Origin of the sequence: Sphingomonas sp. IC-11, assembly GCF_021043365.1 — a bacterium.
GTDB lineage: Bacteria > Pseudomonadota > Alphaproteobacteria > Sphingomonadales > Sphingomonadaceae > Sphingomonas.
Genome location: NZ_JAJNDU010000002.1, coordinates 75,689 through 94,635 on the forward strand (window position 1 = coordinate 75,689; position 18,947 = coordinate 94,635).

Below are 18,947 nucleotides of genomic sequence, written 5' to 3' on the forward strand. Positions count from 1 at the left end.
CAAGGATTGGGAGAGTTCGACATGGAACATCAAGCAACCGGCGACAGCCTCTGGGCCTTCATCGTGATCGGGGGGTTCATCATCCTCGGTCTTGCGCTTGCCTTTGCGAAGCTGCGCAACAAGACCACGCCGGCGCAGAACGCGCAGACGGAACGTGCCACGCGGGAGATGTACAAGGAGCAATCGCGCGACGACGCCCTTCGCGGGTAAGGGTTCTGCTCGGGTGATGGCGATTGTCTGACGCTCGCGCGCACGCCTGCCGTCACCCCGGACTTTCTTCGTCGTCCATTCCTCTTCCCGCAGCGACCCTGCTTGTCGCGCAATGGATGCCGAAGCGAGTTCAGCATGACCGTCACCGCAGAAGGTGCCGTGCGCCATGCGGCGCCTCCATTCCGCCATGCCGGGGGCGATCCTATATCCAGCTTCAATGACGCCTGATCTACCCACCCCGCTCGCCGATTGGTTCGACAAGCGGGGCTGGTCCCCCCGCCGCCATCAACTCGACATGCTCGCCGAGGGCCGCGCCGGGCGACACGCGTTGCTCGTGGCGGCGACTGGCGCGGGCAAGACGCTGGCCGGCTTTCTCCCGACCTTGGCCGAGCTCATCGAGCAACCGATCGATGGCCTCCACACCCTCTACGTCTCGCCGCTGAAGGCACTGGCGGTCGACATCCAGCGCAACCTCGTCACCCCACTCGAGGAAATGGGGGTCGACATCCGCGTGGAGACGCGCACGGGCGACACGCCATCCGATCGCAAGGCCCGCCAACGGGCAAGGCCGCCGCAGATCCTGCTCACCACGCCCGAGTCCTTGTCGCTGCTGCTCAGTTACCCCGACAGCTTCACCATGTTCGCTGGCCTGCGCACCATCGTGATCGACGAAGTGCACGCCTTTGCCACCGGCAAGCGAGGCGACCTCCTGTCGCTGTGCATGGCGCGCCTTCAGGCGATCGCCCCGACGATGCGGCGCGTCGCGCTGTCCGCCACCGTCGCGGACCCGGACGGCTATCGCGCTTGGCTCGCGCCCGACGGCGATATCGACAGCGTCAGCCTGGTGCAGGGGGAAACCGGCGTCGATCCGAACATCGACATCCTGCTGCCCGAGGATCGCGTCCCCTGGGCCGGCCATTCCGGTCGCTACGCCGCGGCGCAGGTGATGGCGGAGATCGAAACGCACAAGACCACCATCGTCTTCTGCAACACGCGCAGCTTGGCCGAGCTGATCTTCCAGGATCTGTGGAAGGCGAACGACATGCAGCTGCCGATCGGCATCCATCACGGCAGCCTGGAGAAGGAGGCGCGGCGCAAGGTGGAGGCGGCGATGGCGGCCGGCCGCCTGCGCGCTTTGGTTGCCACCGCCAGCCTCGATCTGGGCGTCGACTGGGGCGATGTCGATTGCGTGATCCAGATGGGCGCTCCCAAGGGCTCCTCGCGCCTGCTCCAGCGCATCGGCCGCAGCAACCATCGCCTCGATGAGCCGTCGGAAGCGATCGTCGTCCCCGGCAACCGCTTCGAATATCTCGAGGCACGCGCTGCGCTGGACGCGGTGGAGGCCGGCGAGCTGGACACCGACATCTTCCGGATGGGCGCGCTCGACGTGCTGGCGCAGCACGTGATGGCTTGCGCCTGCGCCGCGCCGTTCAATCAGCAGGCATTGCTGGACGAAATCCGCTCCGCGCTGCCCTATTCGGCACTCACGGACGAGCTGTTCGACAAGGTGCTCGGCTTCATTCGCGATGGTGGCTATTCGCTACGCGCCTATGATCGTTTCAAGCGGCTGACGCAGGATGCCGACGGCCTCTGGCGCGTCAGCCACCCGAAGTTCATCGCGCAGCATCGTCTCAACGCCGGGATCATCGTCGAGGCGACGATGCTCAAGGTCCGCTTCCGCAACGGCCGCACGCTGGGCAAGGTGGAGGAGGCCTTCGCCGCCACGCTCGCCCACGGTGACACTTTTTTCTTCGCTGGTCTGAGTCTTGAGGTCGAGAAGATCGACACCGAGGATCTGATCGTCCGCGCCACCGCGCGGCCTGCGCGTATCCCGACGTATGGCGGCAGCCGTATGCCGCTTTCCACCAACCTCGCCGATCGCGTGCGCAGCTTCCTCAACACGCCGGCCGAATGGGGGCGCTTCCCCGATGACGTGCGCGAATGGCTAGAGATTCAGGCCCGCCGCTCCGCCCTCCCGCGGCCCGACCAGCTCCTCGTCGAAACCTTTCCGCGTGAAGGGCGCAACTACATGGTGGCCTATTCCTTCGAGGGGTGGAACGCGCACCAGTCGCTCGGCATGCTCATTACCCGCCGCATGGAGACGGCGGGGCTGAAACCGCTCGGCTTCGTCGCCAACGATTATGCCATCGCCACTTATTCGATCGATCCCGTCACCGATCCCGCGGCGCTGTTCTCGTCCGACATTCTCGAACATGAGTTTGTCGACTGGGTGCAGCAATCGCACCTGCTGAAGCGCGCGTTCCGCGAAGTCGCCGTCATCGGCGGTCTTGTTGAGCGGCAGCACCCCGGCAAGCGCAAGACGGGCAAGCAAGTCACCTTCTCCACCGACCTCATCTATGACGTGCTACGCAAATACGAGCCCGGTCATATTCTGCTCGAGGCGGCTTGGGCGGACGCCCGCGCCCGCATGACGGACGTCGGCCGCCTCGCCGACCTGCTCGACCGAGCCGCCGGCACGATGCTCCACGTCGACCTCCCCCGCGTCTCCCCGCTTGCCGTGCCGGTGCTCGTCCTGATTGGCCGCGAACGAGTCACCACCGGCAGCGCCGACGACGCACTCCTGATCGAGGCGGAAGCGCTGGCCGGGGAAGCCATGCGGCTGGATTGAAGCGCGGCGGGCTGTGCGAGGGAAAGCGGAATGTCGGCTTGGCCTGGTAAACAGACGTAAGTGGCTTATCGCGCAGACTCAATTGGTCGCGGCTTCGCGCTCCCCCTTAGCCGTTAAGCCCTGTTCGGCACCATCCGAAAACCTGCCGTTTGTTCATGCGGCTCTGAGCGGCCGTCGGAGTGAACTTAAGAGACATAAGGATCGTTGAATTTCATCAAACTATTGACCCGATCGACCGCCTAGTCATTCACTATTAGCAAAATGGATGGGGAAAAACGGTGAGACCCGCACTGGCGCTCTGTTCAGTCCTCTTACCTGCTGTTGCGTCGGCACAGGGGCTGTCGGGTTCGCAGCCCTCGATGAATGGGCCGAACTACTCAACATACGAGCCGCTCTTCCGAAGCGATGCGATGGTCCCGCCCAGCGACACGCCCACGATGCGGCGACAGAAGCTCAAACGCGCACAAGAGCTCCGTGCAGAAGTCGACAGCATGCTCCGCGAAAACGGCGGCAAGTTGACTGCGGAGCAACAGAGCTATGTGCGACGCAGGGCAAACGAGATCCTGAACTATACCTCGTATCGGCCGACTGGTCGCCTCTCCGTCCAATAGTCGCCGCTTGGCGCGGAGCGGGCAACCGCCGAACTGGTCGGCGGATGACCAATTATGGACGTTAGCAGCCTGTCCGCTCTCGGGCGGGTTCCGGCGACGGGTAGGCGACAGCTAATGGCTGGAAAGCGGACGCTCGCTCAGTTTTGATAGGCGAGGTGGATCAGCGGGTATGGCCTACCTTGCCCATCCCGTGGCGAGCGGCCAGTGCGGCGAAAGCCCATGCGTTCATAGAAGCCAATCGCTTGGCCGTTCTGTTCATTCACGTCCGTCGTCATGTCTGGATGCAGCGCGAGTCCATGCCGCACGAGTTCAGCCCCGACACCGCGCCCATGAAAAGCCGGATCAACGAACAGTGCCTCCATATGCCTACCGTCCATCAGCATGAAGGCGAGCGGACGATCGACTTTATCAACAGCCAGCCACAATGGGGCTTGTGGCAAGAAATCTTTAACCTCGCTCTCGATCGCGACGCGATCTTCGTCCGCAAGGAAATCGTGTGTCGCATCGACAGCCGCACGCCAGATTGCGACAATGCGACTGCCCTCATCTACGCGAGACCGCCTGATCGTAAACATGGTCCCATGATGCTTGAACTCGCGTAGCGACCGCAAGTCGGCGTTTTCCGTCCGGCCGCTTCATTGCCGCCGCGGTGGGGCACTCAGCCGCTGTAGAGTGGGGTGGCCAGGGCTGCGGCGAGTATCGCCCAAGGAACCGAGATCACTGCACCCAACGGCTCGGGTTCCGCTCCGGCGGTGTCATGGGTTCTCAGGTCGAACCAGCAGCGCCTTTCTTCTGTCAGTTTGACGATACCGGTTCCGCGCAATTCTGCGAAAGGATGTTGAGCGGCGGCGTGATCTGGCGAATACGGGATGGCGCGGTCCGAAGTAATCGCACTGCGGGTCAGCAGGATATTGGCCACCGGGCCGCTGATCCCGTGGGGTCGCAGCGCGAGTTCCGCGTGGGGTAATCTCTCAACTTTCATGTCTGCCCGCCTGCCGGAACGCCGCAGCCGGCTTCACTTGCCTCGGGCATGTCCGCAAGTTTGAGGCGCCGTCCCCCGCTATGCGTCTTGCCACCAACGCCATTGACAAAGGACCGGATCGGGCGCTTCCTCCCCCTATGCGTCGCTGGTTTGCTCTGCCCCTGATCGCGCTGCTCGCCAATTCGGCACCGCAGCAGCCGGTCACGCCGCCGGCGCCGATCACACAAACGACCGGCGATCCGCTCGGCGACGCTGCGCTGGAGGAGCAACTCGGCTTCGATCATGATGGCCCGCGCATGACGGTGCCCGTCCAGATCGCCGGCGCCGGGCCGTTTCCGTTCATCATCGACACCGGGGCGCAGCGCACGGTGATCAGCCGGGAGCTTGCCGGCACGCTCGGCCTGCCGAGTGGGCAGACGGTGCGGCTCACCGGCATGACGGGGACCCAGAACGTGGGCACAGTCGTGATCCCCTCCATTTCGGTCAGCACTTTGGGCGGCGAACGGATCGAGGCGCCGGCACTCGCCGCCGCGCATCTCGGCGCGCCGGGCATGCTCGGTATCGATGCGCTTCAGGGCCATGCGCTCCTGATCGACTTCGACAATCAGCAGATGACGGTGAAGCCCGCGCGCAAGCGCGGCGAGCGTGTGCGCCGTGCGCCCGACGAAATCGTCATTCAGGCCCGCAGCCTGTTCGGGCAGCTTGTCGTGACCGACGCCAGGGTCGGTGGTGAGCGGGTGAGGGTGATCCTGGACACCGGCAGCGTCGTATCGATGGGCAATATGGCGTTGCGCAAACGCCTGGCAAAGCGCGGCAAGGTCACGCCGATCACGCTTGTCAGCGTCACCGGTGGTCAGCTGATCGCCGATTACGGCACCGTCGGGCTGGTGAAGATCGGCGATGCGGAGATTCACGACATGCCCGTCGCCTTCGCGGACGTGCCGCCGTTTCGTGCCTTCGGGCTGGAGAACAAGCCCGCCATCATGCTTGGCATGGATGTGCTGAAGCTGTTCACCCGCGTGCAGATCGATTTTGCCAACCGCGAATTGCGGCTGCTCTTGCCGCGTGGCGGTGCGCGGCGCGGCTGAGGCCAGGACTGCGCGATTGAAGGCCAATTTGATCCGCAAACAGGCCGCTTCTCTGCTCCTCGGCTTATCTGCGCGGCCAACCGACTACGAAAAGAGGCCCGGTACTTTCGTACCGGGCCTTAGTGCGTCCGCAGGAGGAACATCGTTTGGGTGCCGGCCGCAACCGGCGCCCAATCTCGTCAATAATTGTAGGCGCGCTCGCCATGTTCGCCGAGGTCGAGGCCTTCGCGCTCCACCTCTTCGCTGACACGCAGCCCGGTCGCGACCTTGGCAACCGAGAAGGCAATGCCGGATCCGACAGCTGCCCAGACCACGGAAATGACCACTGCGATGATCTGCGTCACTAGCTGCGGCCCGAGCGCATAATCGGCGGCGCCAGGCCCGCCGAGCCCCGGAAGCATGGTGAAGGCGGTGCCGATCGAGCCGACGATGCCGCCGAGACCGTGGATGCCGAACGCATCAAGCGAGTCGTCCAGGTTCAGCTTCGGCTTCACCGACACGACGAAATAGGCGCACACGATCGCGGCCACGGCGCCCAGCAGGATGGCACCGAACGGGCCGGAGTTTCCGGCCGCCGGCGTTACTGCCACGAGGCCGGCGATGGCACCCGAGCAGGCGCCGAGCAGCGAACCCTTGTGGCCCAGCGCTCGCTCGGTCAGCATCCAGAAAAGGACGCCCGCGGCGGTTGCAACGAAGGTGTTGATCATCGCCAGCGCGGCCGATCCGTTTGCTTCCAGCGCCGAGCCAGCGTTGAAGCCGAACCAGCCCACCCACAGCAGGCCAGTACCGATCAGTGTCATGACCAGCGAGTGCGGGGCCATGATGTCCGTCTTGTAGCCGAGCCGTGGGCCAAGAATGATCGCGCCCACCAGCGCCGAGATGCCGGCATTGATGTGGACGACGGTGCCGCCGGCAAAGTCGAGCGCGGCTGGCTCCCAGTTGAAGAGCAGGCCATTACCCGCCCACACCATGTGCGCGATCGGAAAATAGACGATCGTCAACCAGATGAGCGCGAAAACCATCAGGCCTGAGAACTTCATGCGTTCGACCAGGCCACCAATCACCAGGCTGACGGTGATCGCCGCGAATGTCATCTGGAATGCGATGAAGACATATTCCGGGATGACCACGCCGTCCGTGAAGGTCGCGGCGGTTGATGCCGGGGTCACGCCAGCGAGGAACAGCTTGTTGAACCCGGCGATTAAGGCATTGCCGCCGTCGCCGAATGCCATGGTGTAGCCGTAGATCACCCAGATGATCATGGCGAAGCTGGCCACGGCCAGGATCTGCGTCAGCACCGACAGCATGTTCTTGGTACGAACCAGACCGCCGTAGAACAACGCGAGCCCCGGCACGATCATCGTCATGACCAGGACGGTGGAGATCATCATCCAGGCCGTGTCGCCCTTGTTCGGCACGGGGGCCGCAGCGGTTGCTTCCTGCGCCCAGGCCGGCAGGGCGGCAAATGCGGCGGCGCCGAGCCCGAGGGCGCCGCCCATTTTCAATGTTCGGTTCATGGTCATCCCCCCTCAGAGCGCCGTATCGTCGGTTTCACCGGTGCGGATGCGCACCGCCTGGCCGACATCGAGGACGAAGATCTTGCCATCGCCGATGGCGCCGGTGTTGGCCGAGGACTGGATTGCTTCGACCACCCGGTCCGCCAGGTTGGCGGCGCAGACGACCTCGATCTTGATCTTGGGCACCATGTTGGTGCTGTATTCGGCCCCGCGATAGATTTCGGTCTGGCCCTTCTGCCGCCCGAACCCCTTAACCTCCGTGACCGTCATTCCCGCTACGCCGATCGTGGTGAGCGCTTCTCTCACCTCGTCCAGTTTGAACGGCTTGATGATGGCTATGACCAGTTTCATCGCGCCCCCTTCCCGTTGTCCCGGAAACAGCCATCGCAATGGCCGTGCCAAGTGCTGCACAGGCAGAAACAGGGGCGTAACGAGGTTTGGTACGCATCAGTTTTTGTGCAGATGCGAGCAGTTGCTCAATAATCAGGCACCGTCTGCCACCTGTCGCGCGCGATCGAGATCATCTTCGTCGACCATCACGCGGACGGGGATCAGCAACCAGCTGCCGTCCGCAATGGACGCGCCGGCATCAAAGGCAAGCGCAAGGATGCCTTCGCTCTCCAGGCGCGCGACCAGGATGTTGGCCAGGTTGCGATCGTAACGGCCGAGTTCGACGAGGCTCATGCGATAAAGAACGAGCCGCGACCGGCTTCGTGCCAGTCCCGTATCAGCCGGGCAACGCATCCGGCAGGCGCGTAGGCAGGCCGTCGACGCTCTTGCCATCGCTGGCGCGCCAGTAATTCAGGCGTTCCTCGTCGCTGTACTTGGCGTTATACTTGTTGAGCGTGTCACGCGGGCGATCGAGCGTCATCTGCGGCACGCCCCAGCCGCACGACGTTTGCACCTGATCGATCGCGATGACGAAGATCTGGCGCGTGCCCGGCAGCGGGGTGAAATGGGCGTAAAGTGCGCTCCACTCGTCGTCCTGCGGTAGCACGGCCCTCCCCCGGCCATAGATGCGGAAGATCAACGCCGGCTGATCGAAGGCGCAGAACATGATGGTGATCCGCCCGTCCGCGAGCAGATGCGCATTGGTCTCGTTGCCCGATCCCACCACATCCAGATAGGCGACGGTGCGGTCGTCGAGCACGCGGAAGCTGTCCATGCCCTTGGGGCTGAGGTTGATCCGCGACCCTTCCGCCGCAGTGGCGACGAAGAACACCGGCTGTCGTTCAACGAACGTGCGATGCGCTTCAGTGAGGGCGGGGAAGAACTCGGCCACGGTGGATGCTCCGTTCGCTGACGCATCATGCGCACGCGCATAATTCATGCGCATGAGACACGATCCGATCGCTTCGGGCAAGCGCGCGCCGGTCAACATGTCGATCGACACCGGGATCGTCGCCGCAGCACGAAAGGCCGGCGTGATTTTGTCGCAGGTCAGCGAAGAGGCAAGCCGACGCGCTGCCGAGAAAGCGCGGAACGCGGCGCGGAAAGAAGAGAACAAGGCATGGATCGACGCACATCGTGCGTGGGTCGAGAGCAATGAACTGCCGCTCGAGCGGTATCGAATGTTCTGAAGTCAAGCTTCGACGTGTATCCTGAGCAATGGTGCGCCGGTCGTCGACTGTGAGGCGGATTTTCTCAGCGACATCGGCACGCGGTTCATGATTCCGCTGCTGCCGTGCGGGACCGGCGCACCCCCAAACTCGCGGATCAACCCTGAGGTGGACGTCAATGGCGAGACGCCGGTTGTCGCCACGCAACTCGCCGGCACGATCAGGACGGCCGAGCTACGAAGCCGTGTCACCACGTTCGACCGCGACCATCTTCGCATAACCGGCGCGATCGACATCCTGATCGGTATCGCCTGACGTCAGGCGGCGGTGCCGCCCACCGTCAATCCGCCGACCAGCAGCGTGGGCTGGCCGACGCCCGCGGGCACGCTCTGCCCGCCCTTGCCGCACATGCCGACGCCCTCGTCGAGTGCGAAGTCGTTGCCGACGCCAAGCACCTTGGTCAGCACCGTTGGGCCGTCGCCGATCAGCGTCGCGCCCTTGATCGGGGCGCCGATCTTGCCGTTCTCCACCTTGTACGCCTCGGTGCAGGAGAAGACGAACTTGCCCGAGACGATATCGACCTGGCCGCCCCCAAAGGACTTGGCGAAGATGCCGTTCTTGACGCGGCTCAGCAATTCCGCGGGATCATCGTTGCCGGCCTTCATGAACGTGTTGGTCATGCGCGGCATGGGGGCGTGCGCGAACGATTCGCGGCGCCCGTTGCCGGTCGGCTCGACGCCCATCAGGCGCGCGTTGAGGCGATCCTGCATATAGCCCTTGAGGAAGCCGTCCTCGATCAGGATCGTCTCGCGCGTGGGCGTGCCTTCGTCATCGATCGTCAGCGAGCCGCGGCGATCGCGGATCGAGCCATCGTCCACCACCGTCACCCCGCGCGCCGCGACTTGCTCACCGATGCGGCCGGAGAAGGCGCTGGTGCCCTTACGATTGAAGTCGCCCTCGAGCCCATGGCCGATCGCCTCGTGCAGCAGCACGCCGGGCCAGCCCGGCCCGAGCAGGACGGTCAACTCGCCGGCGGGCGCCGCGACCGAATCGAGGTTTACCAGCGCCTGTGCCAGCGCCTCGTCAATGGCGCGGTTCCACGTGGTCTCGTCGAACAATGAGTTGTAAAGATAGCGGCCGCCGATGCCGAACGTACCGGTCTCACGACGACCGTTCTGTTCGACCACAATCGACACGTTGAGCCGGACCAGCGGGCGAACGTCCGTGGCGACAAAGCCGTCGGGGCGGACGATCTCGACGACGCTCCACGTGCCGGACAGCCCGACGGATACCTGCGCCACCCGCGGATCCCGCGCGCGCGCAGCCGCGTCGATCGTCTGGCACAGGTTCACCTTGTCGGCGAAAGGAACGAGGTCGAGCGGATCGCCATCGGTATAGAGCCGCTGGTTCGTCCCGGCGGGCGGCGGTGCCTTTGCGCCCGTCGACGGGTCGATCAGCTGCATCGTCTCGGCCGCGCGCTTGATCGCTGCCTCGGAAAGCTCGCTGGCATGGGCGAAAGCGGTCATTTCGCCCGACACCGCGCGCAGGCCGAAGCCGGAATGCGTGTCGTAGCTGGCTGTCTTCAACCGCCCGTCGTCAAAGCCGAACGCCTCCGACTTCTTGTACTGAAGGTACAGTTCGCCATCGTCCGCCTTGCCGAGGGCATCGGCGGTGAGTGCCTTGGCGGCATCCGGATCGAGCGAGTCGCGGTACAGGAACGAGCGGGGGTCAGCAGCGGTCATGCCGCTAGATGTAGGGCGTCCGCGCGCCCAAGCAAAGCTTCCGTCGCCGACAGCGCGCTTCTCCGCCAGCCATGACGTCGCCAGCGCTCCGGGACAGATACCGGGACGAGCTAAAAAGCGTGGCGGGAATAAATCCGCAGATTACCCCGCCGCGGAGCGGCGGACGCGGGGTCGTCCCGCGAGCATTCGCCGGGGGCTTAGCGGCCGGCGCCGTCGCCGTGATCGCGCAGGTCGCCCTGATCCACGCCGTCCGCGGGACCACCGATCAGCACGAAGCGTCGATCGCAATAGCCGCAGTCAACATAGCCCAGTTCCGAGATTTCCAGCCACACGCGCGGGTGGCCGAGCGCGGCGGGAATACCGTCATGCGCGCCATCACAGGCGACGCGGTGGTGCGAAACACGGCTGATCTGAGGCGGCGGCAACATGGCGGTGCGTTAGCAAGGCCGCCGGGCACGATCAATCGCCCCATGGATTTCGCGCGCGTGCCGGCTTAACCCGTCGCACCATGACAGACGCCGCCATCGCCATCCGCAATCTCTGCAAAACCTATCAGGGGGGCAAGCGCGCGCTTGACGGGGTGAGCTTCGATGTCCCGCAGGGCACGATCTTCGGGTTGCTAGGCCCCAATGGCGCCGGCAAGTCGACGCTGATCAACATCCTCGCCGGCCTCGTGAACAAGACCAGCGGCTCGGCGTCGATCTGGGGCTTCGACATCGATGCCCATCCGCGCAACGCCAAGGCGTCGATCGGCATCGTCAATCAGGAGATCCTGTTCGATCCGTTCTTCACGCCGATCGAAACGCTGGAGATCCAGGCTGGCCTCTACGGCATCCCCAAGGGTAAGCGCCGCTCGATGGAACTGCTGCGGGCGGTGCACTTGGAGGACAAGGCGGACGCTTATGCCCGGACGCTTTCCGGCGGCATGAAGCGGCGTCTGATGGTGGCAAAGGCGATGGTCCACTCGCCGCCCGTGCTGGTGCTCGACGAGCCGACTGCCGGCGTCGACATCGAGCTTCGCCAGCAGCTGTGGGCTTATGTCCGCGAACTCAATGCCGGCGGCGTGACGGTGGTGCTCACCACCCATTATCTCGAGGAAGCGGAGGAACTGTGTGACCGGATCGCGATCATCAATCACGGCACGGTCGTCGCGAATGAGCCGACTCGTCAGCTGCTAAGCCGTGCGCAGGAGAAGGTCGTTGAGGTAACGGTCGAGCGGGATGTCACCGCACTGCCGGACGCGGCCTGTTTCCAGAAGATCGCGCTAAAGGGCGAGCGGACGCTGGAAATCACCTATTCCAAGGATCAGGTGAACGCCGGTGAGGTGCTGGCGGCAGTGCAGGGCGCCGGCTTCGCAATCGTCGATGTGTCCACACGCGAAGCGGATCTGGAGGACGTTTTCCTCAGCCTGACGCGAAGCGCCGCCTGAAGCCGTTCCCGGTCACCCTCGAGCGCGAGACGCGGCCGACCTCACCGCATCGCTCACGCCTGTCGTGTGAGCGAGCAGGGGAGCGCTCAGTGCTTCTTGGGTTTGAGGTGAAGCAGCCCGGCGATGACCCCGCCGATTACGATCCCGAATATGGCCGACAGCCCGGCATTCACGACCCAGGCCGCTACGCCGCCGATCCCCGGCAGTGCATGGCGCGCGCCTTCTGCGGCATGCTCGATCCATTCGGGCAGCGGCGTCAGATGAAATTCGTGCAGACCGTGAACGATGATCTGCCCGCCCACCCATAGCATCGCAACCGTGCCGATCGTCCCGAGCGCCCTCAGCACTACCGGCATCGCCGACACAAGCCCGCGCCCGAACGCCTGTGTCGCCGCTCCAGGACGGCGGGCAAGCGCGATGCCGATGTCATCCATCTTCACGATCAGCGCGACGACCCCATAAACGCCGGCAGTGATGGCGGCGCCCACCAGCGCCAGCGCGATCGCTTGGTTCAGGATACTTTGGCCCGACAGTTCGGCCAGCGCGATCGCCATGATCTCGCCTGACAGGATCAGGTCGGTGCGAATCGCGCCCGCGACCTGGCGATCCTCCAACTGCTTGGGATCGGTGATCTCACAGGCTTCCTGGCCGTGATCCTCGCCACTCAGCGCCCCGATGATCTTCTCCGCCCCTTCGAAGCAGAGAAAGGCGCCGCCTGCCATCAGGATTGGGGTGATCGCCCATGGTGCAAAGGCGGACAGGATCAGCGCTGCGGGCAAAAGGAACAGGAGCTTGTTGCGCAAGGAGCCAAGCGCGATCTTCCAGATGATCGGCAATTCGCGTGCAGGCGACAGGCCAGTGACATAGCGCGGCGTGACCGCCGTATCGTCGATGACGACACCGACCGCTTTGGAACCGGCCTTTGCCGAAGCACCGGCAACGTCGTCCAGGCTCGCCGCGGCCAGCTTTGCGAGTGCGGCAATGTCGTCGAGCAGCGCGACGAGGCCACCGGCCATGTATCAAATCCCCCTCGGTGATGGTCCCGCCGCCATCGCTCAGGCTCAGCGCGCAGGCAAGCGACTCGTTCCGGAGCCCAGAGCACAAAAAAGGGCCGACCCCGCAAGGGATCGGCCATGAAAGTTTTTAGGAGAGGATGCCTGAAAGGCCCGATCCTTGTGCACCGCAGCATGATCTATCGCAAGTGCAAAAGGATTCCGTACGGTTGCAATTCATGCAATCGCGGCCGGTCGACATCTGGGCTCGCCATCGCCACAAAGGAAGGATGACGCTTCCTCCTCCGCCTATCGCCGCGACACGCCCGCACGAGTTCACTGCCCATGGCACCACGATCGCGGATCCCTGGGCCTGGCTGAAGGATTCGAATTATCCCGACGTCAACGACAAGGACGTGCTCGCCTATCTCGAGGCGGAGAACGCTTATTTCGAGGCAGCGATGGCGCCGCACCGGCCGCTGGTGGACCGGCTGTATGAAGAGATGAAGGCGCGCATCAAGGAAGACGAATCCTCGGTGCCGCAGAAAGACGGCGACTGGCTGTACTGGACGGCCTATGAAACCGGCGGACAGTATCGCAAATGGTGGCGCAAGCCGGTCGCGGGCGGCCCGGACGAGCTTCTGCTCGACGAGCCGGCGCTGGCCGAGGGCAAGGAATATTTCCGGCTGGGCGCTTTCGCCGTGTCGAACGACGGCATGAAGCTCGCCTATGCGATCGACGACAATGGATCGGAGCGCTTCACCATCCATGTGAAGGATCTGGCGACCGGCGCGCTGCTTCCCGACACGATCCCGGGGATGCTGTCCGACATCGTGTGGACCGCGGATGACAGCGGCTTCCTTTATGGCCTCGCCAACAAGGAATGGCGGACGGACAATGCGCGGCTGCACCGGCTGGGCACCGACCCGGCCCAGGATGTTGAGCTCTACCATGAGGATGACGAGGGCTACCGCGTCGCGGTGGCGGAGACGAGCGACCGGCGCTGGATCGTGATCGCGACCGGCGATCACGTAACGAGCGAGGTTCGTCTGCTGCCCGCCACCAATCCGCTGGCGGAGCCGATCCTGGTCGCGCCGCGCCGGCCCGGCCGCGAATATGACGTGGACACGCATGGCGACACCTTGTTCATCCACACCAATGACGTGGATCCGATGTGGCGGCTCGTCACCGCGCCGATCAGCGCGCCGGGCGAGTGGAGTGAGCTGATCGCGCCATCGAAGCATTTCTACATGACGGGCGTCGAATGCTATCGTGACTTCTTCGTCGTCGAAGGGCGCGAGGACGGGCTCGACCAGGTGGCGATCCACCGTTACGACACGCCCACGAAGGGAAAGCGGATCACCTTCCCGGAGGCGAGCTATGCCGCTGGCCTCGGCGACAATCCTGAGCATGACCAGACGGTACTCCGCCTGGGCTATGAGTCGATGGTCACACCGGGCACCGTCTATGACTATGACACGGCGACGGGCACGCTCACGACGCTGAAGGTGCAGGAGATCCCGTCCGGCTATGACCCGGGCAAGTATCGCACCGAGCGGCTGCACATTACCGCGCGCGACGGTACTGAGGTGCCAGTCTCGATCGTCTATCCGGCCGATTTCCCGAAGGACGGCAGCCGCCCGCTGTTCCTTTACGCCTATGGCGCCTACGGTCATGCCATCCCGCCGGGCTTCTCGACCGGGCGGCTCTCGCTGCTCGATCGCGGCTTTGCCTATGCCATTGCACACATTCGCGGCGGCGATGATCTCGGCCAGCAATGGTATCATGACGGCAAGCTCGAGAAGCGCACCAACACGTTCAACGACTTCGTGGACGTTGCGAGCGGCCTGATCGCTGGCGGCTGGACCAGCCAGGGGAAGATCGCGATCGCGGGCCGCTCCGCTGGCGGCGAGCTGATGGGCGCGGTGGTCAATTCCGATCCCGAATTGTGGGGCGCGGTGATCGCGGACGTGCCGTTCGTCGACGTGCTCAACACGATGATGGACGAAAGCCTGCCGCTGACGCCGGGCGAATGGCCGGAATGGGGCAATCCGATCACCGATGCTGCCGCGTTCGAGCTGATCCGCAGCTACAGCCCCTATGACAATGTGCGCCCGCAGGCGTACCCGCCCCTGTTCATCTCGGGCGGCCTCAATGACCCGCGAGTGACCTATTGGGAGCCGGCGAAATGGGCCGCCAAGCTGCGCGCGACCAAGACCGACGACAATATCCTGTTGCTCAAGACCAACATGGGCGCCGGGCATGGCGGCAAATCGGGCCGGTTCGAGAGCCTGCGCGAGGCCGCAGAGGAACATGCGTTCGTGCTGTGGCAGCTGGGCGTGGGGGAATGAGCGGCGGCTTGGCGCCTCCATTTCAGAACGCGCCATGACGGTTGAGGCGATCATCGCCCGCTGGGGCATTGCTGCGGTTTTTGCCGGCACCATGCTGGAGGGGGAGACTGCAGTGATCGCCGGCGGGCTGATCGCTCATCAGGGGCTGATCGCCTGGCCCCTCGCGCTGGCCGCCGGGGCGCTCGGGTCATTCCTGGCAGACCAGTTCTTCTTCGCGGCCGGACGACGTTACCGCGACCGGCCATTCGTGCAGCGTTGGATGCAGAAGCGGGCCTTCGCCAAGGCTTTGAACCTGCTGGAGCGTTACCCTGTAGGTTTCATCTTCGCCTTTCGCTTCCTGTACGGCTTCCGTACCGTCAGCCCGCTCGCCATTGGCACCAGCCGGGTGCCGGCCATGACGTTCCTCACCATCAACGCGCTTGCCGCGGTGATCTGGGCCAGTCTGTTCACGGCACTCGGCTATTGGTTCGGGGAGGCGGTGACCGAGCTTGCCGGCCGGCTGCGACCCAGCCGCCAGACCCTGCTGATGGGGGTAGCGGTGTTAAGCAGCGGCTTTGCCATCTTTCAGTTTGTGCGATGGTGGAAGGAACGATGAGCTTCTCGAAGATCTTCACGGCTGCGGCGGAGGACATCGACGAGCTTGGGCACGTCAACAATGCCGTATGGGTGCGCTGGATCCAGGATCTTGCCGTGGCGCATTGGGAGGCTGTCGCGCCCGATGAACATCGCCACGCCTTTGTCTGGGTCGTAACCCGGCATGAGATCGACTATCGCGGCAATCTGGCTGAGGGCGCGTCGGCGACCGGAAAGACGTGGGTTCCTGAGCCGCCGCGCGGCGCCCGTTTCAACCGCCATTTTTGCTTCGCGGATTCAGCCGGTCGCACGCTGGTGGAAGGGATCACCACTTGGGCCATGCTTGACCGCGCCAGCGGCCGGCTCGTTCGCGTGCGTCCCGACATCGCGGCACCGTTCCTCGTCGGTTGATTGGCGGCTCGGGAGAGCTTCGCCCCCCGGTGCGTTGCACCTGTGGTTCGATCGGCGAGTGGCGAGGTTAGATGCAGGGCGCGTTGGCGGCAGGCTTCTGGGGAGCGGTCGGTGGATCGGCACTCGTGCTGGGGGCCGCTATCGCCTGGATCGCGAGGCTGCCGCAGCGACTGATCGCTGCCGTGATGGCGATTGGCTCGGGGGTTCTCATTTCCGCCGTTGCCTTCGATCTGATGGATGAAGCCTATAAGCAGGGTGGGTTTCCATCGACCGCGATTGGCTTTCTGGGCGGGGCACTCGCTTATACGATTGCCAACATCGTCGTGTCGCGCCGCGGAGCGCGCCATCGCAAGCGCTCTGGCTCCAATCCCGATGAGCGCCAGCACGGGGCGGACGCAAGTTCGGGCGCTGCGATCGCGATCGGGGCACTGCTGGATGGCATCCCTGAATCGGTTGTGATCGGCATCAGCCTGCTCGACGGCGGCGGCGTCAACGCGGTCACGGTGGCCGCTGTGTTCCTGTCGAATGTGCCGGAAGGGCTGTCGAGCGCCGCCGGGATGAAGAAGGCCGGACGAAGCGCCCGCTACGTCTTCGGTGTCTGGGGCGGTATTGCGATCGCGTCCGGTCTGGCGGCGATGATCGGCAATTTCGCACTCGCCAATGCGACGCCGGAGCTCATCGCTGCGGTCACTGCTTTGGCCGCGGGCGCCATTCTGGCGATGTTGGTCGACACCATGATCCCCGAGGCGACGGAGACGACTCACGATTACTCGGGCCTGATCGCCGTTGCCGGGTTCCTGCTGGCCTTTGTTCTGTCCAAATCGGGCGCTTGACTGGCGGACTTGAACAGCGGCGCCGCTTCCGGCTAAGCGCCTGTTAATCGCAAGGACCCGGTGCAACTCCGGGTAGCTATCCCGGCCGCCGATCCGCCGGGCAACTCGCACATCCCTCGTCCGGCCCAGGCTCCATATCGGGAGCCGGTGTGCGTTGTTCATCACAGGCCCATGACCCTGTTTTCCCGTGTCCGAACCGAATGGTTCGCCAGCGTCGCAGAGGCGCGCCGCGATGTTCTCGCGGGGATTGTCGTCGCACTTGCCCTTATCCCGGAGGCGATTGGATTTTCGATCATCGCCGGCGTCGATCCGCGTGTCGGCCTTTATGCTTCTGTCGCCATTGCCATCGTGATCTCCTTTCTGGGCGGACGGCCGGCGATGATCTCCGCCGCCACCGCCGCCGTTGCCGTTGTCGTGACGCCGCTGGTCCGTGATCACGGGGTCGAATATCTGCTTGCCGCGACCATCCTGATGGCGTTGCTTCAGGTGATTGCGGGGCTGTTGCGCCTGCATCTCCTGATGCAGTTCGTGTCGCGGTCGGTGATCACGGGCTTCGTCAATGCCTTGGCGATCTTGATCTTCATGGCCCAGCTGCCGCAATTCGCCGGCGTCACCTGGCACACCTATGCGATGGTCGCGGCCGGGCTCGGCATCATTTACCTGCTGCCTCGCTTCACCCGCGCAGTGCCGTCGCCACTCGTCGCCATCCTGGTGCTGGCCGGGGCAAGTATCGCGCTCGGGTTGCCGGTGCGAACGGTCAGCGACATGGGCCAGCTGCCCGAAGGACTTCCCAGCCTCGCATTGCCGCAAGTCCCGCTCACGCTTGAAACCCTGCGCATCATCTTCCCTTATTCGCTCACCATGGCGGCCGTCGGCCTGCTGGAATCGCTCCTGACGGCGCAGATCGTCGATGACATGACCGATACCGACAGTGACAAGCGTCGCGAATGCATGGGGCAGGGCGGCGCCAATATTGCGGCCGCGCTGGTGGGCGGTATGGGCGGTTGCGCGATGATCGGGCAATCGGTGATCAACGTCACGTCGGGCGGCCGCAAGCGCCTGTCGACCTTTGTCGCCGGGGCTTTCCTGCTGTTCCTGCTTGCGGTGCTCGGGCCGATCGTCGGCCGTATTCCGATGCCAGCGCTCGTAGCGGTGATGATCATGGTGTCGATCGGCACGTTCAGCTGGAATTCGATCCCCAACCTGCGCCGTCACCCGCCTACATCGTCGATCGTGATGCTCGTCACCGTCGGCGTGGTCGTCACCACGCGCGATCTGGCGCAGGGCGTGCTCGCCGGGGTGCTGCTTTCCGGCATCTTCTTCGCCGGCAAGGTGCAGCGGATGTTCGCCGTCACGCGGGAGGCCGGCGCGAAGATGACCACCTACCGGGTCAAGGGCGAGGTCTTCTTCGCGTCGGTGGACCGTTTTGCTCGCGCTTTCCAACCGGAGGATGGCAGGGCGGTGACGATCGACGTGACCGCGGCCCACTTCTGGGACATTTCCGCCGTTGGCGCGCTCGACAAGATCGTCGCCCGTCTGCGCCGCGATGGATCGTACGTCGCGGTGATCGGTTACAACGAGGCAAGCGCCGACTTGGTCGATCGCTTTGCCTTGCACGACAAGACCGGGGTGGAACTGGGCGCTGTTCCGCACTGACGCGTGCGTCGGGCGACGGGCGACGAGAAATCGGCGACTCCATTTGTCGCAAAGTTGATCGTCGGTCGCAGCATGGCGGTTGATCTGGCAGCAATGCTGACCTAACCACTGCCATGCAGTGCGACACGATTATGGCCGATCCGGTCGGGTCCTTCCGCTACGGAGATGACGCTTCCTACGAGGAAGCAGATCCGTTGATGCAGATCCTGCCGGCACCCGCGGCGGATTACGAGGACGCGGCCCCGCTGCCGCTGAAGGCCCGCGTCGGGTTCGCGAACGACCAAGGACCAATCTTCTTCACGCGGGCAGATGCAGGCAGCGATGCCGAGCAGCAGTTGCTGCGGGCCTCAAAGCCAGCCTGACG

At 64.4% G+C, this 18,947-nt stretch carries 21 protein-coding genes and 1 other annotated feature; of the genes, 12 read left to right on the forward strand and 9 right to left on the reverse strand.

The window, feature by feature from the left end; genetic code table 11:
* Positions 1-21 precede the first annotated feature (21 nt).
* Positions 22-210, forward strand: a complete 189-nt coding sequence (locus LQ954_RS09000; RefSeq protein WP_231022811.1) for a hypothetical protein — start codon at positions 22-24, stop codon at positions 208-210.
* A 217-nt stretch (positions 211-427) separates the two neighbouring features.
* A complete protein-coding gene (locus tag LQ954_RS09005) occupies positions 428-2,839 on the forward strand; it encodes a ligase-associated DNA damage response DEXH box helicase (RefSeq protein WP_231022812.1) in 2,412 nt (803 codons plus the stop codon).
* 748 nt (positions 2,840-3,587) lie between these two features.
* On the opposite strand, the gene LQ954_RS09010 is transcribed toward LQ954_RS09005, so the two are convergent.
* Together LQ954_RS09010 and LQ954_RS09015 are read right to left on the reverse strand one after the other, a co-directional pair.
* Positions 3,588-4,025 (reverse strand): acetyltransferase, encoded by a 438-nt coding sequence (locus tag LQ954_RS09010; protein ID WP_231022813.1) that lies wholly within the window; start codon positions 4,023-4,025, stop codon positions 3,588-3,590.
* Positions 4,026-4,108: 83 nt separating this feature from the next.
* Complete coding sequence (locus tag LQ954_RS09015) at positions 4,109-4,432, reverse strand: hypothetical protein (RefSeq protein ID WP_227771898.1); 324 nt, start codon at positions 4,430-4,432, stop codon at positions 4,109-4,111.
* Positions 4,433-4,569: 137 nt separating this feature from the next.
* On the opposite strand from LQ954_RS09015, the gene LQ954_RS09020 reads away from it, so the two are divergent.
* The gene (locus tag LQ954_RS09020; protein ID WP_231022814.1) at positions 4,570-5,520 is read left to right on the forward strand and encodes a retropepsin-like aspartic protease; all 951 of its coding nucleotides are present in this window, start codon (positions 4,570-4,572) and stop codon (positions 5,518-5,520) included.
* Positions 5,521-5,699: 179 nt separating this feature from the next.
* Here LQ954_RS09020 and LQ954_RS09025 read toward each other — a convergent pair whose 3' ends face one another.
* The 4 genes from LQ954_RS09025 to LQ954_RS09040 all read right to left on the reverse strand — a co-directional run bounded on the left by LQ954_RS09025 (position 5,700) and on the right by LQ954_RS09040 (position 8,373).
* Positions 5,700-7,037 (reverse strand): ammonium transporter, encoded by a 1,338-nt coding sequence (locus tag LQ954_RS09025; RefSeq protein ID WP_231022815.1) that lies wholly within the window; start codon positions 7,035-7,037, stop codon positions 5,700-5,702.
* A 12-nt stretch (positions 7,038-7,049) separates the two neighbouring features.
* Positions 7,050-7,388: a P-II family nitrogen regulator gene (locus LQ954_RS09030; protein ID WP_066781918.1), complete on the reverse strand. Its 339-nt coding sequence runs from the start codon at positions 7,386-7,388 to the stop codon at positions 7,050-7,052.
* A 132-nt stretch (positions 7,389-7,520) separates the two neighbouring features.
* Positions 7,521-7,721: a putative signal transducing protein gene (locus LQ954_RS09035; protein ID WP_227771895.1), complete on the reverse strand. Its 201-nt coding sequence runs from the start codon at positions 7,719-7,721 to the stop codon at positions 7,521-7,523.
* Between the two features lie 43 nt (positions 7,722-7,764).
* On the reverse strand, positions 7,765-8,373 hold the full coding sequence (locus tag LQ954_RS09040) for a pyridoxamine 5'-phosphate oxidase family protein (protein WP_231022816.1): 609 nt from the start codon (positions 8,371-8,373) through the stop codon (positions 7,765-7,767).
* Here LQ954_RS09040 and LQ954_RS09045 point away from each other — a divergent pair.
* Together LQ954_RS09045 and LQ954_RS09050 are read left to right on the forward strand one after the other, a co-directional pair.
* Positions 8,372-8,617: a type II toxin-antitoxin system CcdA family antitoxin gene (locus LQ954_RS09045; RefSeq protein ID WP_231022817.1), complete on the forward strand. Its 246-nt coding sequence runs from the start codon at positions 8,372-8,374 to the stop codon at positions 8,615-8,617. The two genes, LQ954_RS09040 and LQ954_RS09045, sit on opposite strands and share 2 nt — an antisense overlap.
* Before the next feature lie 21 nt (positions 8,618-8,638).
* A complete protein-coding gene (locus LQ954_RS09050) occupies positions 8,639-8,911 on the forward strand; it encodes a CcdB family protein (protein WP_269142268.1) in 273 nt (90 codons plus the stop codon).
* A gap of 2 nt (positions 8,912-8,913) precedes the next feature.
* On the opposite strand, the gene tldD is transcribed toward LQ954_RS09050, so the two are convergent.
* Both tldD and LQ954_RS09060 read right to left on the reverse strand, forming a co-directional pair.
* Positions 8,914-10,338, reverse strand: coding sequence for a metalloprotease TldD (tldD, locus tag LQ954_RS09055; protein WP_231022819.1), 1,425 nt, complete (start codon positions 10,336-10,338; stop codon positions 8,914-8,916).
* Positions 10,339-10,535: 197 nt separating this feature from the next.
* Positions 10,536-10,766 (reverse strand): zinc-finger domain-containing protein, encoded by a 231-nt coding sequence (locus LQ954_RS09060; RefSeq protein ID WP_231022820.1) that lies wholly within the window; start codon positions 10,764-10,766, stop codon positions 10,536-10,538.
* Between the two features lie 80 nt (positions 10,767-10,846).
* Here LQ954_RS09060 and LQ954_RS09065 point away from each other — a divergent pair, with 80 nt between their 5' ends.
* On the forward strand, positions 10,847-11,767 hold the full coding sequence (locus LQ954_RS09065; protein ID WP_231022821.1) for an ABC transporter ATP-binding protein: 921 nt from the start codon (positions 10,847-10,849) through the stop codon (positions 11,765-11,767).
* An 86-nt stretch (positions 11,768-11,853) separates the two neighbouring features.
* On the opposite strand, the gene LQ954_RS09070 is transcribed toward LQ954_RS09065, so the two are convergent.
* Positions 11,854-12,783 carry a DUF808 domain-containing protein gene (locus tag LQ954_RS09070; protein ID WP_231022822.1) on the reverse strand — a complete coding sequence of 310 codons (930 nt, stop codon included), beginning with the start codon at positions 12,781-12,783 and terminating at the stop codon, positions 11,854-11,856.
* Positions 12,784-13,049: 266 nt separating this feature from the next.
* Between LQ954_RS09070 and LQ954_RS09075 the strand changes: the two genes are divergently transcribed.
* The 6 genes from LQ954_RS09075 (at position 13,050) to LQ954_RS09100 (ending at position 18,945) form a co-directional block, all read left to right on the forward strand.
* Complete coding sequence (locus tag LQ954_RS09075; protein WP_231022823.1) at positions 13,050-15,110, forward strand: S9 family peptidase; 2,061 nt, start codon at positions 13,050-13,052, stop codon at positions 15,108-15,110.
* Positions 15,111-15,144: 34 nt separating this feature from the next.
* On the forward strand, positions 15,145-15,705 hold the full coding sequence (locus tag LQ954_RS09080; protein WP_227771886.1) for a DedA family protein: 561 nt from the start codon (positions 15,145-15,147) through the stop codon (positions 15,703-15,705).
* A complete protein-coding gene (locus LQ954_RS09085; RefSeq protein WP_231022824.1) occupies positions 15,702-16,094 on the forward strand; it encodes an acyl-CoA thioesterase in 393 nt (130 codons plus the stop codon). The genes LQ954_RS09080 and LQ954_RS09085 overlap by 4 nt, the downstream gene beginning before the upstream one ends.
* Positions 16,095-16,165: 71 nt before the next feature.
* Positions 16,166-16,927, forward strand: coding sequence for a ZIP family metal transporter (locus LQ954_RS09090; protein ID WP_227771884.1), 762 nt, complete (start codon positions 16,166-16,168; stop codon positions 16,925-16,927).
* Between the two features lie 50 nt (positions 16,928-16,977).
* Positions 16,978-17,033 (forward strand) — a sequence feature (sul1 is cis-regulatory element that is thought to sense ions involved in sulfur or methionine metabolism; They are found in Alphaproteobacteria).
* A gap of 65 nt (positions 17,034-17,098) precedes the next feature.
* Positions 17,099-18,583 (forward strand): SulP family inorganic anion transporter, encoded by a 1,485-nt coding sequence (locus tag LQ954_RS09095; RefSeq protein WP_231022825.1) that lies wholly within the window; start codon positions 17,099-17,101, stop codon positions 18,581-18,583.
* 131 nt (positions 18,584-18,714) lie between these two features.
* The gene (locus tag LQ954_RS09100; RefSeq protein WP_231022826.1) at positions 18,715-18,945 is read left to right on the forward strand and encodes a hypothetical protein; all 231 of its coding nucleotides are present in this window, start codon (positions 18,715-18,717) and stop codon (positions 18,943-18,945) included.
* Positions 18,946-18,947 lie beyond the last annotated feature (2 nt).